Genomic DNA, 14,530 nt, shown 5'->3' on the forward strand with positions numbered 1-14,530 from the left:
GCAGTTACGCGGATTTTTGGTCCGCGAATTAGTCAATTCGGGGTTCGTGCACTCGCGGGCTGAAAGCCCGCGCCACTACGCTTCGTCGAACTCGTCGGGCTCCTCCTTGTCGCGGGACGAGGGCTTGAGGTACACATCAAGCAAGCCGTCGGGCAGGTTCACGTAAATCTCCTTCTTCTCTTGGTTGGCGTGGCTCACGAGCTCATCCACCACCGGAATCAGCACTTCCTGGCCCTGGTAGCGCATGGCCAGCATGTCCTGCTGGGGCAGCTCGTAGAAATTTTCCACGGTGCCCAGCGGCCCCAGATTTTCATCAACCACGGTGAAGCCAATAACATCGTGGAAGTAGAACTGGTCTTCTTCCAGCGCTGGCAGCTCGGCCAAAGGCAGGTAAAGCTGTGAGCCGCGCAGGGGTTCGGCATCCTCAATACGGTCGATGCCGTGGAGCTTCAGCAGTACGCGGGCACCGGACTGGGCCTGTACCTTTTCAACCTTGTGCTCCACCAGCCTGGTAGGTGCGCCGGGCGGGGCCAGGTACACTTTTTTGAGCTTGAGGTAATCGGCCACGTCGTCCACATCGAAGTGGGCGGCTACGTGGCCGCGCAGGCCGTGGGTTTTGAGAATATAGCCGAGCTGATAGGTTTCGTCGAGGGTCATGGCGGGGGATGGGGAACGAAAAAGCGTTTGGGAGTTGCCAGCCGGACCGGCTCACAACTCCCAAACGCTTTCGGTTTTCAGATGCCTAAAAACTACTCGGCAGCTGCTTCAGTTGCTTCTTCGGCCGGAGCCTCGGTTGCTTCTTCGGTAGCAGCGGGTGCGTTGGCAGCCAGCAGGGCAGCGGCTTTCTGACGCTGGGCTTCGGCACGAGCTTCTTTCACCTTGGTTTCGGCGGCGAGAGCAGCTTTGCGGGCGTCGGCTTTGGCGTCAACCAGACCGGTGCGCTTGCCTTCGATTTTAGCGTCTTTCTCCTCTTTCCAGGCGTTAAAACGCTGGTCAGCAACTTCCTGGGTGATGGCACCCTTATCAACACCCAGCTGGAGGTGACGACGGTAGAGCACGCCGCGGTAGCTGAGCATGGCCCGCACGGTGTCGGTGGGCTGCGCACCGGTCATCATCCAGTAGAACGCGCGGTCGGCGTCGTAGTTGATGGTGGCGGGGTTGGTGTGGGGGTTGTAGGTGCCGAGTTTCTCGATGAAACGGCCGTCGCGCGGAGCGCGGGCGTCAGCTACTACGATGTCGTAAGTCGAAGCCTTTTTGCGGCCACGACGGGCGAGGCGGATTTTAACTGCCATAAACCGGTGGGGTTGTGCGACGCATCTCGTGCGTCTGGTGAGGGTTTCCCGAAATTGGGAGTGCAAAGGTAGCGTTTGGTCAACGCATTAGCTAGCCGCCACCAAAAAAAGTGCTGGCTGGGCCAACCGGCTACCGCCCGCGCCCTACTGGCAGTTGTCGACGGTGAGCTTAGCCATGTCGCGCTTGGCAGTGTTTTCGGTCACTTCCGAAAGCTCCATGCGCGCCCGGGTAATGCTGGTTTTGATATCGCCGCGGACGTAGTATTTGCGGCCTGCCTCAACGGGCAGTTCCAGACTGGTTTCTTTCTTAAACACTTCGACACCGCCGTTTTTGGCCATGATGCTGAGCGTGCCGGGCTTGGCGTGGTACTCAATGTACCGCTCGTTGCTCAGCTTGCAGATTTTCTGACCGTTGACGTAAACCGCGTAATTCGCTAGCGCGCCCATAAACTGGCCGCCCCGATAAATGTAAACGGTGGCCGTGTCATCGGCCGCAGGGGTTGAGCGAAAGGCGGAGGCCGAAACCGCAAAAAGAAAAACGGCCAGAAGGCGGACCAGCTTGTTCATAAAAAAAAAGAGGAGAAAGAAGATGATGCCGTAAATGAACGACAAATCTTCTTTCTCCCCAACTACTTCTTACGGTGGAGGTTATCGCCGTCAGGCCGCCATGGCTTCGCGCTTGGGCCTGGCCTGTTTGGAAATCGTGTTCAGGTTCATGTTTTTGCGCTTCACCTTGATGATGCCGACTTTGTCGAGGCCCCAGATGGCGACGTAGGTCGGGTCGAACTCCCACCACTTCACGCCGAAATTGACGCGCATGGGCAGCTTGTGGTGGTTGTTCTGGAACAGCTCGCCAAAGGCCAGGAAATCGAGCGCCAGCGTGTTTTTGCTGTGGTCGTGGTTGTCGAAGTTCTGGTAGCCGTACTTATGGCCGCCCCAGTTCACGATGGCCCCGTGGATGGGGCCCATCAGGAAGTGGATGGGCAGCAGCAGGTACTGCCACCACGCCGTAGCAAAGTTGATGTAGAACAGCACGTAGGCCGTGCCCCAGCCCAGGCGCGAATACCACTTGTCGCCGAGGTTCTCGATGAAATTCCACTCCGGAATGTCGCCCTCGAAACGCTTGGCCAGGTCGTGCTTGTGGTTGAGCACGTCGTTGTAGATGTTCTTGGTCTTCCACATCATGTCAAACGCGTTGTTCGAAAACAGCGGCGAGTGCGGGTCCAGCTCGGTGTCGGAGTAGGCGTGGTGCATGCGGTGCAGCAGCGCGTAAGCCCGCGGCGAGAGGAAGCTGCTGCCCTGGCAGATGTAGGTGAAGAGGAAGAAGAATTTCTCCCAGAACTTATTCATCGTAAACATTTTATGCGCTGCATAGCGATGCAGGTAAAACGTCTGGGTGAACAGCGATAAATAATAGTGGGCAACGAAAAAAACAAGAATAGCCATATTGGTTACAAAGCCTGAACTGACCGCACAAGCAAAACGCCGACGCTTAGGTTCAGTGGAGTTAACGCAAAATTACGGCCAGCACGAAGGCAGGAGGATATTCGGTGCAGGAAGGCCAAAATCTTGCACCTTCGGGGCCGGGGCTACTGCTCCCAGGCGCGGGCGGCATCCCAGTGGGGCGCGTCGGGCAGCGGCGCGGTGAAGGTGATGGCTTCCTTCGTGACGGGGTGCTGCAGCTGCAGCTGGCGGGCGTGCAGGGCAATGCTCACGTCGGGCAGCGGGGCGATGAAGCCGTATTTCACGTCGCCCACGATGGGCGTGTTGAGGCCGGTAGCCAACTGCGTTCGAATCTGGTGCGGGCGGCCCGTCACGGGGTTCACCTGCAGTAGGTAGCGGTTGCCGGCCTGCCCCAGCAGCTCGTACTTCAGCTCGGAGCGCAGACCCTGGCCGTGGGCCGTAGGATAGGCCTTGGTGACGTTGCGCACCGTGTCTTTCACCAGCCAGTGCACCAGGGTGCCGCTTTCGGGCACGGGCGGCTTGCCGGTGAGGGCCCAGTAGGTTTTGTGAATCTTGTCGTCGCGGAACATCTCGTTCAGCCGGCTCAGGGCCTTGCTGGTTTTGGCCAGAATGACGATGCCCGACACCGGCCGGTCGATGCGGTGGCACACGCCCACAAAGGCTTCGCCGGGCTTTTTGTACTTGAAGCGCAGGTATTCGGCGGCTTTTTTGGAGAGGGGCTCGTCGCCGGTGGCATCGCCCTGCACGAGGATGCCGGCGGGCTTATTGATGACGAGCAAATGGTTGTCTTCGAACAGAATTTCTCTGCCTTCGGACCAGAGGTTGGGACGATTCACGCGGTGCTGCGGGCGGGGTTGAGTATGGGCAGGAGCGGGCCAGGGCCCCTCGGGGGCTACCGCACGTCGTTCAGACCACACTCACCGGGCGCTCCGCTCTTGCTTTTCGTGAGACGAAGATACGAAGCTGCGCGAAAGTAGATTGATTAGCAGTTGGCTGTCATCCTGAACGCAGTGAAGGACCTTGTCATGCTCGAACGAATTGTTCTGGCGTGATAAGGTCCTTCACTGCGTTCAGGATGACAGTTGTCTAATAACCTTCCTCCTTGCTGGGGAACTCGCGGCTTTTCACATCGGCCACGTAGTGCTGTACGGCTTCGGTCATCACATCGTGCAGCTCGGCGTAGCGCCGCAGGAAGCGGGGCTTGAATTCCTTGGTGAGGCCCAGCATGTCGTGCACCACCAGCACCTGGCCATCCACATCGGGGCCGGCGCCGATGCCGATGACGGGAATGGTCAGCTCTTCGGCTACCTGCCTGGCCAGGGCGGCGGGAATTTTTTCAAGCACCAGCCCAAAACAGCCGATTTCCTGGAGCAGGCGGGCGTCTTCGAGCAGTTTCTGGGCTTCGGCTTCTTCCTTGGCGCGCACGGTGTAGGTGCCGAATTTGTAGATGGACTGCGGCGTGAGGCCGAGGTGACCCATGACCGGAATGCCGGCCGTGAGGATGCGCGTGATGCTGTCCTTAATCTCGGCCCCGCCTTCGACCTTGATGCCGTGGCCGCCCGATTCCTTCATGATGCGAATGGCCGAGCGCAGGGCCTCGCTGGAGTTGCCCTGGTACGAGCCGAAGGGCAAATCCACCACCACGAAGGCGCGCTTCACGGCGCGCACCACGCTTTGGGCGTGGTAAATCATCTGGTCGAGGGTGATGGGCAGGGTGGTTTCGTGGCCGGCCATGACGTTGGAGGCCGAGTCGCCCACGAGCAGCACATCGACGCCCGCGCCGTCCAGAATCTGGGCCATGGAGTAGTCGTAGGCCGTGAGCATGGAGATTTTTTCCCCCCGCTGCTTCATGGCCAGCATCTGGTGGGTGGTAACGAGTTTAACTTCCTTGTGCTGGGACATGGGGCTTGGTTGCAGAGTGGAGGTGCCGTTTGACGGGGCAAAGCTGGCAACAATTTCGTTATCCAGCGGCTTCGGCCCCTGCACAAGGGCCGCAAAAAGCCCCTGGCCGAAGCGCAGGGGCAATAAAAATGACCAGCCTTTCGTCGCACTCACTCCCCCGACTCGGCGGCCCGGCGGGCCATCTGCTGGGCCAGCAGGTCCATGAGCTCGGCCGGCTCGGTCACGCGCACGACCAGCAGCGCGTCGGCTTGCAGCGCCGTGGCCAGGGTGGCGCTGTCGAGGTCGCTGAGCAGGGGCGTGCCAACCACGACGATATCGGGGTGTAGCAGGCGGGCGGCGCGCAGGGCTGTCTCGCCCTGGGGCGCTACGGCCACCACTTCATGGCCTGCATCGCGCAGGCCCTGCTCCCAAAAACGGGCTTGTTGGCTGGCGTCGGCGGCAAGCAGGACGCGAAGAAAGAACGGGGACATGGCAGCAGAAAAACAGGATGCAGCTTCAAAGAAAGAGAAGCGAAACTGCCTGCGCCGGGAACGGCGACGAACCCGAATGAATACCAGCCCAATGGGCTGTATTACTCTCTGTGCGGTTCTGTTCTTGGTTTATTGATATTGGGCGTAGCGGTTGCGGTTCAGCTTCAAATCCTGGAGCAGGCTGCTCTTGGCCGCGATGGTGAAGTTGTAGCCCTTGGTGATGCCAAACGGAATCCAGGTGGCATTGACCTGCCAGCAGTGCAGGTCGCGGAAAATGCCCAGGTTGGGGTAGGTCACGGTTTGCGACACGAAGTCGTAGCCCAGGTTATAAGTCACGCGCAGGTTGTCGGTGAGCTTTACCGAGCCGGTAGCCCCTACGGTGTTCAGGGCCAAGATGGGCGGGCGGCCATTGGCGTCGATATAGGCCTGGGTCAGAGGGGTGGTGGCGGTGCTGTAGCCGGCCGCGTAGGTCAGGTTCAGCTCCCACGGAATGTCGAAGTCCACGTAGTCGGCGTAGTAGTTGGGGCCGCCCACGGTGCCCAGGGTGGGGTCGTTGCTGGGGGCCACGGCGCGCTTCACCACGCTCTTTTTCTTGCCGCTGGTGGGGTTGAAGGCGTAGGTAGCGCCAAAGCTGGCCGTGGCCAGGCGCAGCAGCTTGCGCGGGTCCGACTCAAACAGGTACTTGTTGATGATGCGGCCGCTGGCGTCGCGCTGGTAGGGCTCGAAGCTGGCGGTGCTGTTGAGGCTGAGCTTGCGGGCCACCTGGGTGCGGAAGTTGACGTTCAGCGGCGAGAGGCGCAGGGTTTCGGCCGCGAAGTTGTAGCTCATGTTGAAATCGAGGCCATCGATGAGGCTGGATTTCTTGAAGGGGTTGAGGCCGGTGGTGTCCTTCGAGTCGCGGATTTTCATCTCCACCGAGTTCTGAAGGCTGAACGAAATCTGGCTCTGCGCCGCCCCGCCGGGCGCCCCGTAAATGAAGTTGTTGTAGCTGTTGAAGGCGTAGCGGTTGAGGATGGCGCGGTTGGCCTTGGCAATGTCGGGGTTGGGGTCGTTGGGGTTGATTATCCGCCCAAACTGGTCGGTCAGACCGAGCAGAACATTTTCGCCCTGCGGGTACACGCTGCTGCGCTTGGTGAAATCGGGCGAGATATTGTAGCTGACGCTGGGCGTGACCTTGTGCCGGATGGCCTGAATCTTGTGCGTGCCCTTGCGCACAATGGTGCCGTAGAACGCCGTGTTCACGCTCACGGCCGCCGAGTAAGCGCTGATGCTGTTGAAGCCGTAGGTCGTATCGACGCGCACGGCCTGGGCCACGGGGCTGAAGCGGTAGGTCAGCTTCTGCGCATAGAGTACGTTGCTGTACGACACCGACGGGTTGACCTTGAAATGCTGGGCCAGCGTGTAGGAGCCCAGCCCGATGCCGAACTGGTTCTGGATGCCGTTGCGGGAATTGCGCAGCAGCTGGCTCAGGTTGCTGAAGGGAATGCGGACCTGGTCGGTGGTGCCGCCGAGCAGGGGCAGGCCGTTGCTGAGCGAGCGGGCCGCAATCACGTTCGTAAACTCGTTGCGGGCCGTGAGGTTGTAGCTGATGGTGAACTGCTCGTAGGTGCTGGCCCCGATTTTGCCGCCCGCCCCCGGCTGAATGCCAAACCACTGGTACGGGTACTGCCGGGCCACGCCCACGCTGATGTCGGGCAAGGTAAACACCATGGTGCCATCGGTGCCCTGGCTCTGGCTCATCTTGATGTCGTAGTTGATGGGCGAGTTGCGAATCTGCTTCGAGTAGCTGATGCTGGAGCTGAACTGTGTGGACAGGTAGCGCCGGGCATCGAGGCTGTTGATTTTGTTGTAGCTGCTCGTGCCCGCGTTCACGCTGGCCGTGAAGCGGCCGCCGCCGGGCTTGGCCACGGGCGTGTGGTTCCAGGTCACCCAGAAGGAGTTCTGGTCGGGCGGCTGAATGGAGGGCACGCCCACGCCCACGGCGTCGCCGTTGTAGGTGGGGCTGATGGGCCGGTTGGTGAAGCGCAGGTTGAAGTTGCCCTGGTAGGTGTAGCGCTTCAGATACGTAATGTCGGCCGTGGCCCCGAAGCCGCCGAATTTCTGCGCGTTGCCGGCATAGATGTCGCCCGTCAGGCGCACGCCGATGTAGTCGTTCGGCGCAAAGTAGTAGCCGCCGTTGGTGAGGTAGTAGCCCCGGTCGGCGGCCTGCCCGAAGGTCGGAATCAGAATGCCCGAGCCCCGGCTCTTGTTCGGCATCGGAAAGAAGCCGAACAGAAAGCCCAGCGGTGTGGGAATGTCGCCAATCACCAGGTTGAACGGCCCCGTGACCACTTTCTCGCCCGGAATCACCTTCATTTTCTTGGCCTGAATGTAGAAGTGCGGGTGCTCCAGGTTGCAGGTGGTGTAGCGGCCCATCAGGCCGTTGATTTCGCCGTTGGGCAGGCGCTTGATGGTGGTGGCCCCCACGTAGGCATCGCCCTGGGTGGTCACGGCATCGGTCACCTTTGCCTTCTTGCTCTTGAAGTTGTAGGCAATGCTGCCGGCCTCATATTTCGAGCCTTTGTCTACCAGCACGGGCTTGCCGATTACCCTGTGCTTCAGCGAATCGGTGCGGCCGTTGGCCTGCATGGTGTTGTTGCCATAGTTCACCGTGATGAGGGCGGCCTTCAGGTCGGTGTCACCGTATTTCACGCCGGCATTCTCGTACAGGCGCGCTATTTTCTGCGTCACATCGAACTGGATTGAGTCCTTGGCCGCGTAGGTGATGGTGGTCGTAATCTGGCCCTTGGGCCGGGCGGCAATCTGCAGCGAGTCCTTCGAGCCGCGCACGCCATTTACCAGGCCGGTGGTGTCGGTGGCCAGGTTGCCCGATGGGCCGGCGGGCGCCAGGGTATCGGGCACGGCCTTGCGCGAGGCCCCGGGAATGCGCGACTGCCCGGTGTTGCGCACGCCGGGCGGCGGCGGCCCCACGGGGTCGCGCGGGTCCACCGAGATGTTGCGCACCGGCGGGGTGGGGGCGCTGCCGGCGCGCTGGCCGGGCTTGGCCACCGGCACCGGCCGCACGGTGGGCGTAGCCGAGGCCGTATCGGGCCGGGTGGGGGCGGCGCGAATGGCTGCCGCCCGCGCCTTGCGGGCCTGAATTTTGGCCTTGCGCGCCGTTTTGGGTTTGGGCGTTACGGCCTGGCCCCAGGCCACATCAGCCGCGCCGAAAAGCAGTAGCAAAAGGAAGAGCACCGGCAGGCCGGAGCAGGCTCCCGTCCGTTTCGGGCGGGGCGTTCGGGGCCGGAACCCGGCTTCGGAACGAAGGCCAAACCAAACAGGCAAAGTATAGTAGCAGTTAAATCGTTTACTTTTGGGGCTTCTACAAAGGTAGCAGGTCGCTACCGCCCCTTCAACGAACAACGTGCGGATTATTGTCACCTGGGCCGGCATGGCCCTGCTTTTGCTGGGCGCCGGCAGCGGGGAGCGCAACGCAGCGGCGCAAACCGCTACTGATTCCACGCAGCTCAGCGCCGATTCGGCCGGAGCGGCGTCGCCCTACCGCTACCGCCTGCGCACCGTGGTGCTCGATGCCGGCCACGGCGGCAAGGACCGGGGCTGCTCCGGGGCCAGCGCCCGCGAGGCCGACGTGGCCCTGGCCCTGATTCTGGCCCTGGGCAAGCAGATTAAGGAAAACATGCCCGACGTGAAGGTGATTTACACCCGCAAAACCGACGTGTTTGTGGAGCTGGACGAGCGGGCCGCCATTGCCAACCGCAACCACGCCGACCTGTTCATCTCCATTCACTGCAATGCCGGCCCCAGCCAGAGCCACGGCACCGAAGTCTGGACCATGGGCCTGCACAAAACCACCGCCAACCTGGGCGTGGCCCAGCGCGAAAACTCGGTAATTCTGCAGGAAAAGGACTACCAGAAACGCTACGACGGCTTCGACCCCCGCTCGCCGCAGTCGCACATTCTGTTCTCACTGTTTCAGTCGGCCTACATCACCAACAGCCTGCGCTTTGCCCAGCGCGTCGATAAACAGCTGCGCACCACCGTGAGCCGGCCCAGCCGGGGCGTGAAACAAGCCGGCTTCATCGTGCTTTGGAAATCGACCATGCCGTCGGTGCTCATCGAGTCCGGCTTCCTCACGAATCCCACGGAGGAGAAATACCTCAACGATAAAGCCAACCAATCGTATATGGCCGCAGGTATCTACCGGGCCTTCCGCGAGTACAAGCGCGAGCTGGAGGGCGGCTAGCCCAATGGCTGAATGAGTGAATAGCTAAATGGGTGAATGGTTTGTTATGTCCCGCATACGCGCTTCGCCCCAAAAGTTTCTTCGCTCAACCACCCATTCCTCATTCACTCATCCACTCATTCACTTCTCGTGTCTAAAGAAATAAAAGTAGCCCTGCTGACCATCGTTGCCATTGCCGCCCTCATTATTGGCTACAATTTTCTGCGCGGCAGCAACGTCCTCTCCTCCGACCATACCTATTACGCCACCTACCCCCGGGTCGATGGCCTGAATGTGGGCGCGCTGGTGGCCCTCAACGGCATCAAGGTAGGCCAGGTGAAGAGCATGGAGCTGCAGCCCGACAAAGGCAACAGCGTGCGCGTAGCCCTGGAGCTCGACAAAAACGTGGTGGTGGGCGACTCCACCACGGCCAGCCTCGGCGGGTCGCTGCTGGGCTCGAAGGCCATTACCCTTACGCTGGGCCGCAACTCGAAGAACTACACCGGCGGTGAGGAAATCCGTACCGTGACGCCCTCCAGCATTGCCGACGCTTTCCAGGCCAAAGCCCTGCCCGTGCTCGATACGGTGAGCGCCACACTGGCCCACATCAACGGCTTCCTCAACAAGGATGCCCAGACCAACATTCAGGGCACGCTGGTAGGTGCCCGGCAGAGCACCGAGGCGCTGCAAAAGCTCATCGTGGCCAACCAGGCCAACATTGCCCTCATCACCCGCAACCTGGCCCAGATGAGCACGGCCCTGAACAAGACCACCGGCAAGCTCGATAAGATTGCCGTGAACTTCGGCCAGCTCTCCGATTCGCTGAAAAGCGCCCCCGTGGGCCCGGCCCTGCGCCGCCTCAACGCCACCCTGGCCGATGCGCAAGTGACGGTGCAAAGCTTCAACACGGCACTGAGCGACCAAAAGGGCTCGATGGGCAAGCTACTGCACGACTCCACGCTCTACAACAACCTGGCGGCTACCACCGCCAGCTCCAACGAGCTGCTGACCGACCTCAAGGCCAACCCCAAGCGCTACGTGCATTTCTCGGTATTTGGCGGCGGCGGCGGCAAGAAGAAAACCGAGGTGGAAACCACCACGACCAAGCCCAACGGCAGCGTGGTGGAAACGGAAAAGAAAACGACGATAAAGTAACTCAACCGTCGGTCATCCTGAGCGCAGCGAAGGACTTTAGCGCGTTCGGGCGTTAGTTGTTCAGGCGTGAGAAGGTCCTTCGCTGCGCTCAGGATGACAGATGAAAGTCCCAACGTTCAAACCTGCCGTACCTTTGAAATCCGCCCCCGGGCGGATTTTTTTGTGCTCCCACCCATCAAATCCCACCCCGCTTCCTTATGAACGTCGAGTTCAACCGCAACGAAGACCAACTCAAACAGCTTAGCTTCAACCTCCGCCAGAAACTGGCCAAAGTAGCCCTCGGCGGTGGCGAAAAGCGCATCGAAGCCCATAAAGCCAAGGGCAAAATGACGGCCCGCGAACGGATTGAATTCCTGCTCGATAAGGGCGCGGCCCAGGTTGAAATCGGGGCCTTTGCTGGCGAAGGCATGTACAAGGAGGAGGGCGGCTGCCCCGGTGGCGGCGTGGTGGTCGTCATCGGCTACGTGCAGGGGCGGCAGTGCGTGGTGGTGGCTAACGATGCCACCGTGAAGGCCGGCGCCTGGTTTCCCATCACGGCCAAGAAAAACCTGCGGGCCCAGGAAATCAGCATCGAAAACAAGCTGCCGATTATTTACCTCGTCGATTCTGCCGGGGTGTACCTGCCCATGCAGGACGAGATTTTTCCGGATAAAGAGCATTTCGGCCGCATCTTCCGCAACAACGCGGTGATGAGCAGCATGGGCATCGTGCAGATTTCGGCCATTATGGGGCCGTGCGTGGCCGGTGGCGCCTATTTGCCCATCATGTCCGACGAAGCCATGATTGTGAACGGCACGGGCTCGGTGTTCCTGGCGGGCTCGTATCTGGTGAAATCCGCCATCGGCGAAACCATCGACAACGAGGCGCTGGGCGGCGCGAGCATGCATTCCGAAATCTCGGGCGTGACGGACTATAAGTTCGACACCGACGAGGAATGCCTCACCCACATCCGCAACATCTTCGACAAGATGGGCGGGCAGGCATCGGCCGGTTTCAGCCGCGTGGCCCCGGCCAAGCCGGCCCTCAGCGAGCAGGAAATCTACGGCCTGCTGCCCGCCGACCGCGTGAAGCCCTACGACATGATGGACATCATCAGCCGCCTGGTTGATAACTCGGAGTTTGAGCCCTACAAGGACTTGTACGGCCAGACGCTCATCTGCGGGCTGGCGCGCATTGATGGCTGGGCGGTGGGCATTGTGGCCAACCAGCGCAAGATTGTGAAGAGCAAGAAAACCGGCATGCAGATGGGCGGCGTCATCTACTCCGACTCGGCCGATAAGGCGGCGCGCTTCATCATGAACTGCAACCAGAAGCGCATCCCGCTGGTGTTTCTGCACGATGTGTCGGGCTTCATGGTGGGCAGCCAGAGCGAGCAGGGCGGCATCATCAAGGACGGCGCCAAGATGGTGAATGCCATGAGCAACTCGGTGGTGCCCAAATTCACGGTCATCGTGGGCAACAGCTACGGGGCCGGCAACTACGCCATGTGCGGCAAGGCCTACGACCCGCGCCTCATCGTGGCCTGGCCCACCGCCCAACTGGCCGTGATGAGCGGCGCGGCGGCGGCCAACACCCTCCTGCAAATCCAGGTGGCCAGCCTCAAAGCCAAGGGCGAAGTCATCACCCCCGAAGCCGAAAAGGAGCTGCTCGACCGCATCAAGGCCCGCTACGAAGAGCAGCTCTCGCCCTACTACGCGGCAGCCCGCCTCTGGGTCGATGCCGTGATTGACCCGCTGGAAACCCGCAAAGTGATTTCGGAAGGCATTGCGGCGGCCAACCATGCGCCGATTGAGAAGGCGTACAATGTGGGCGTGATTCAGGTGTGAGGAATTAGCGTAGAAACCTGTCGATGACCTTTAAGCCGCAAAATACCTTGCTATCCCAAGTAAGTACGACGACCAGATTGCTGCTTGTAGCGGGAGGTATTTTGGTAGCGTATGACTACATATGTCGCGCTGCTAATATCTATTTCTTTTGGGAAAGCGGGGTCGTTGGCTGGTTTTTATTGCTGCTCGGGGCCATCAGCTTTTTGCTCAATCGGATTGATGCAAAGTCGAGCCAAAAGACGGGTGCTGTTATTGAAAAGGGTATCGTCTTCGTGCTTGTGTTTCTGCTGATTATCAGGCTCATTGTTTTTGGCGCTTTCGTGTTTAGCGACGCTTTTGAAGCCGCCTCAACCTACCTGAAAACCAACGAGCAAGTCAGGAGTGAAGTCGGGCCTGTATCCGGAGTTGTGCTGTTTTCTGAAGGAGAAGTAAACACGACAATCAACTCAGAAGGTGAGCAGGGCGAAGGGGTATTGAACCTGGTTGCAAAAGGCCAGAATAAGTACAGGCAATTTGAACTACACTTATCAAAAACCCCTAAAGCGAATACCTGGCAAGTCGTAGAAGCAAAAGCCATTGAATAGGCTTCCCTTTATCCACCCAAACGGCGCGGGCAAAACGATGCTGGCGCAATCGCAGCAGTCCACGCCTTCCCATCTCCTTCCTCTACGAGCTTCATGAAGCAATACTTACGCCCCGCATTCGCCCTGTTCCTCACGGCGATGCCCTTGCTGGCCTCCGCCCAAACGTTGAAAGACGGCAAGCTGACGCTGAACCCCGACGGCAGCCACTACGTCAAATTCACGCTCTTCAACCAGGTGTGGGCGCGCTACAACCAAAGTAACCCAGGCACGCTGGTGAATGGCTACGCCAAGCCCAATACCTTCGACATCGGCATCCGGCGGTTCCGCATCCAGTTCTACGGCCAGCTCACGGACCGCGTGTTCATCTACTCGCAGATTGGCATCAATAACTTCGGCTACGACTCTGCGCCGAAAACCGGGTTCTTCCTGCACGATGCCGTGGGCGAATACGCGGTAGTGAAAAAGCACCTCTCGCTGGGCGCCGGCCTGGGCGCCTGGAACGGCCTTTCGCGCCTCACGGCCTCGTCGGTGGGCAGCATCATGGGCATCGACCTGCCGCTGGTGGCCGAAACCACCAACGACGTGAACGACCAGTTTGGCCGCAAGCTGAGCCTCTACGCCAAGGGCAAGCTGGGTAAGCTCGACTACCGCGTGGCCGTGTCCGACCCGCTGCTGGTGGCCAACGCGCCCATCAACCCCTTCGCCACGTTTTCGGGCCGGCCGCCCAAGGCGCAGTACCAGGGCTACTTCATGTACCAGTTCCGGGACCAGGAAAGCAACCTCACGGCCTACAACGCCGGCACCTACCTGGGCCAGAAAAACGTGCTGAACGTGGGCGCCGGCTTCATTGTGCAGCCCGAGGCCATGTGGTACCGCAACGCCGGCAGCCCCGACACCCTCACCCAAGCCATGAAGCAGGTGGCCGTCGACCTGTTCTACGACGCCCCGCTCGACACGGCCAAGGGCGCGGCCAGCATCAGCTTCTACGCCCTGGCCATGCACCTCGACTACGGCCCCGGCTACCTCCGCTACACCGGCCCCATGAACCCCGCCAACGGCATCAGCACCAAGGCGGCCGGCACGCAGGTGCCCGGCGCGGGCAATACCTTCGGCAACGCCGTGCCGCTGTTTGGCACAGGCAACGTGCTCTATGGGCAGCTGGGCTATAAATTCCGCGAAAACCTGCTGGGCAGCACCACCTTCATGCCCTACGTGAGCTACCAATACGCCTCCTACAAGCGCCTCGCCGACGACCTGCACTACCTCGATGCCGGCGTGAACTGGCTGCTCAACGGCCAGGGCTCCAAGTTCACCGTCAGCTACCAGAACCGCCCCGTGTACAGCCTCCACGCCGACGGCACCAACCGGGCCGATGCCCGCAACAGCGCCGTGGTGCTGCAGTACCAGGTGTTTTTCAATTAATCAGACTTTGGAGAGGTGAGATTATGAGACATGAGAAATAGGATGAATAAGATTGAAACCTGAAACCATTCTAGGAAGTGTTAACAGTCACGCAACCAAAGGACGGTTGCGGCCAGGTGAATAAAGGCCAAAAAATGCGCATCCAATTTGTCATACCGGGTGGCCACCCGCCGAAACTGCTTGAGGCGGCTGA

General features: G+C 60.4%; 13 protein-coding genes and 1 pseudogene. 5 read left to right on the forward strand and 9 right to left on the reverse strand.

Translation table 11 applies throughout. The features are described from left to right. Positions 1-75: 75 nt before the first annotated feature. From rimM to ACYVHT_RS21640, 8 genes are all read right to left on the reverse strand, one after another. The gene (rimM, locus tag ACYVHT_RS21605) at positions 76-657 is read right to left on the reverse strand and encodes a ribosome maturation factor RimM (protein WP_460557159.1); all 582 of its coding nucleotides are present in this window, start codon (positions 655-657) and stop codon (positions 76-78) included. 92 nt (positions 658-749) lie between these two features. Continuing rightward, positions 750-1,292, reverse strand: a complete 543-nt coding sequence (locus ACYVHT_RS21610; RefSeq protein WP_460557161.1) for a 30S ribosomal protein S16 — start codon at positions 1,290-1,292, stop codon at positions 750-752. Between the two features lie 144 nt (positions 1,293-1,436). Continuing rightward, positions 1,437-1,859, reverse strand: a complete 423-nt coding sequence (locus tag ACYVHT_RS21615; protein ID WP_460557163.1) for a DUF2846 domain-containing protein — start codon at positions 1,857-1,859, stop codon at positions 1,437-1,439. A 90-nt stretch (positions 1,860-1,949) separates the two neighbouring features. Continuing rightward, on the reverse strand, positions 1,950-2,738 hold the full coding sequence (locus tag ACYVHT_RS21620) for an acyl-CoA desaturase (protein WP_460557165.1): 789 nt from the start codon (positions 2,736-2,738) through the stop codon (positions 1,950-1,952). A 143-nt stretch (positions 2,739-2,881) separates the two neighbouring features. Next, on the reverse strand, positions 2,882-3,592 hold the full coding sequence (locus ACYVHT_RS21625) for an RluA family pseudouridine synthase (protein WP_460557167.1): 711 nt from the start codon (positions 3,590-3,592) through the stop codon (positions 2,882-2,884). Positions 3,593-3,842: 250 nt separating this feature from the next. Beyond that, a complete protein-coding gene (gene panB, locus ACYVHT_RS21630) occupies positions 3,843-4,658 on the reverse strand; it encodes a 3-methyl-2-oxobutanoate hydroxymethyltransferase (protein WP_460557169.1) in 816 nt (271 codons plus the stop codon). A gap of 149 nt (positions 4,659-4,807) precedes the next feature. Continuing rightward, positions 4,808-5,128 carry an ANTAR domain-containing protein gene (locus ACYVHT_RS21635; protein WP_460557171.1) on the reverse strand — a complete coding sequence of 107 codons (321 nt, stop codon included), beginning with the start codon at positions 5,126-5,128 and terminating at the stop codon, positions 4,808-4,810. Positions 5,129-5,257: 129 nt separating this feature from the next. Further along, positions 5,258-8,350: an LPS-assembly protein LptD gene (locus ACYVHT_RS21640; protein WP_460557173.1), complete on the reverse strand. Its 3,093-nt coding sequence runs from the start codon at positions 8,348-8,350 to the stop codon at positions 5,258-5,260. Positions 8,351-8,531: 181 nt separating this feature from the next. Here ACYVHT_RS21640 and ACYVHT_RS21645 point away from each other — a divergent pair, with 181 nt between their 5' ends. From ACYVHT_RS21645 to ACYVHT_RS21665, 5 genes are all read left to right on the forward strand, one after another. Further along, complete coding sequence (locus ACYVHT_RS21645) at positions 8,532-9,371, forward strand: N-acetylmuramoyl-L-alanine amidase family protein (protein WP_460557175.1); 840 nt, start codon at positions 8,532-8,534, stop codon at positions 9,369-9,371. A 129-nt stretch (positions 9,372-9,500) separates the two neighbouring features. Next, positions 9,501-10,505, forward strand: coding sequence for an MlaD family protein (locus tag ACYVHT_RS21650; RefSeq protein WP_460557177.1), 1,005 nt, complete (start codon positions 9,501-9,503; stop codon positions 10,503-10,505). Positions 10,506-10,702: 197 nt separating this feature from the next. Then, positions 10,703-12,331 (forward strand): acyl-CoA carboxylase subunit beta, encoded by a 1,629-nt coding sequence (locus ACYVHT_RS21655; RefSeq protein WP_460557179.1) that lies wholly within the window; start codon positions 10,703-10,705, stop codon positions 12,329-12,331. A gap of 23 nt (positions 12,332-12,354) precedes the next feature. Continuing rightward, positions 12,355-12,915, forward strand: a complete 561-nt coding sequence (locus ACYVHT_RS21660; protein ID WP_460557181.1) for a hypothetical protein — start codon at positions 12,355-12,357, stop codon at positions 12,913-12,915. Between the two features lie 93 nt (positions 12,916-13,008). Next, the gene (locus tag ACYVHT_RS21665; RefSeq protein ID WP_460557183.1) at positions 13,009-14,337 is read left to right on the forward strand and encodes a hypothetical protein; all 1,329 of its coding nucleotides are present in this window, start codon (positions 13,009-13,011) and stop codon (positions 14,335-14,337) included. Positions 14,338-14,417: 80 nt separating this feature from the next. Here the strand turns inward: ACYVHT_RS21665 and ACYVHT_RS21670 are convergent. Then, a pseudogene (locus tag ACYVHT_RS21670) lies at positions 14,418-14,530 on the reverse strand (IS5/IS1182 family transposase); the annotation flags it as partial.

The organism is Hymenobacter daeguensis (assembly GCF_054780555.1).

Excerpts from the sequence above, each read along its gene's own strand:
- rimM (WP_460557159.1), bottom strand. The coding sequence starts at position 657 with ATGACCCTCGACGAAACCTATCAGCTCGGCTATATTCTCAAAACCCAC.
- ACYVHT_RS21635 (WP_460557171.1), bottom strand. The coding sequence starts at position 5,128 with ATGTCCCCGTTCTTTCTTCGCGTCCTGCTTGCCGCCGACGCCAGCCAA.
- ACYVHT_RS21655 (WP_460557179.1), top strand. The coding sequence starts at position 10,703 with ATGAACGTCGAGTTCAACCGCAACGAAGACCAACTCAAACAGCTTAGC.
- panB (WP_460557169.1), bottom strand. The coding sequence starts at position 4,658 with ATGTCCCAGCACAAGGAAGTTAAACTCGTTACCACCCACCAGATGCTG.
- ACYVHT_RS21660 (WP_460557181.1), top strand. The coding sequence starts at position 12,355 with ATGACCTTTAAGCCGCAAAATACCTTGCTATCCCAAGTAAGTACGACG.
- ACYVHT_RS21665 (WP_460557183.1), top strand. The coding sequence starts at position 13,009 with ATGAAGCAATACTTACGCCCCGCATTCGCCCTGTTCCTCACGGCGATG.
- ACYVHT_RS21620 (WP_460557165.1), bottom strand. The coding sequence starts at position 2,738 with ATGGCTATTCTTGTTTTTTTCGTTGCCCACTATTATTTATCGCTGTTC.
- ACYVHT_RS21615 (WP_460557163.1), bottom strand. The coding sequence starts at position 1,859 with ATGAACAAGCTGGTCCGCCTTCTGGCCGTTTTTCTTTTTGCGGTTTCG.
- ACYVHT_RS21610 (WP_460557161.1), bottom strand. The coding sequence starts at position 1,292 with ATGGCAGTTAAAATCCGCCTCGCCCGTCGTGGCCGCAAAAAGGCTTCG.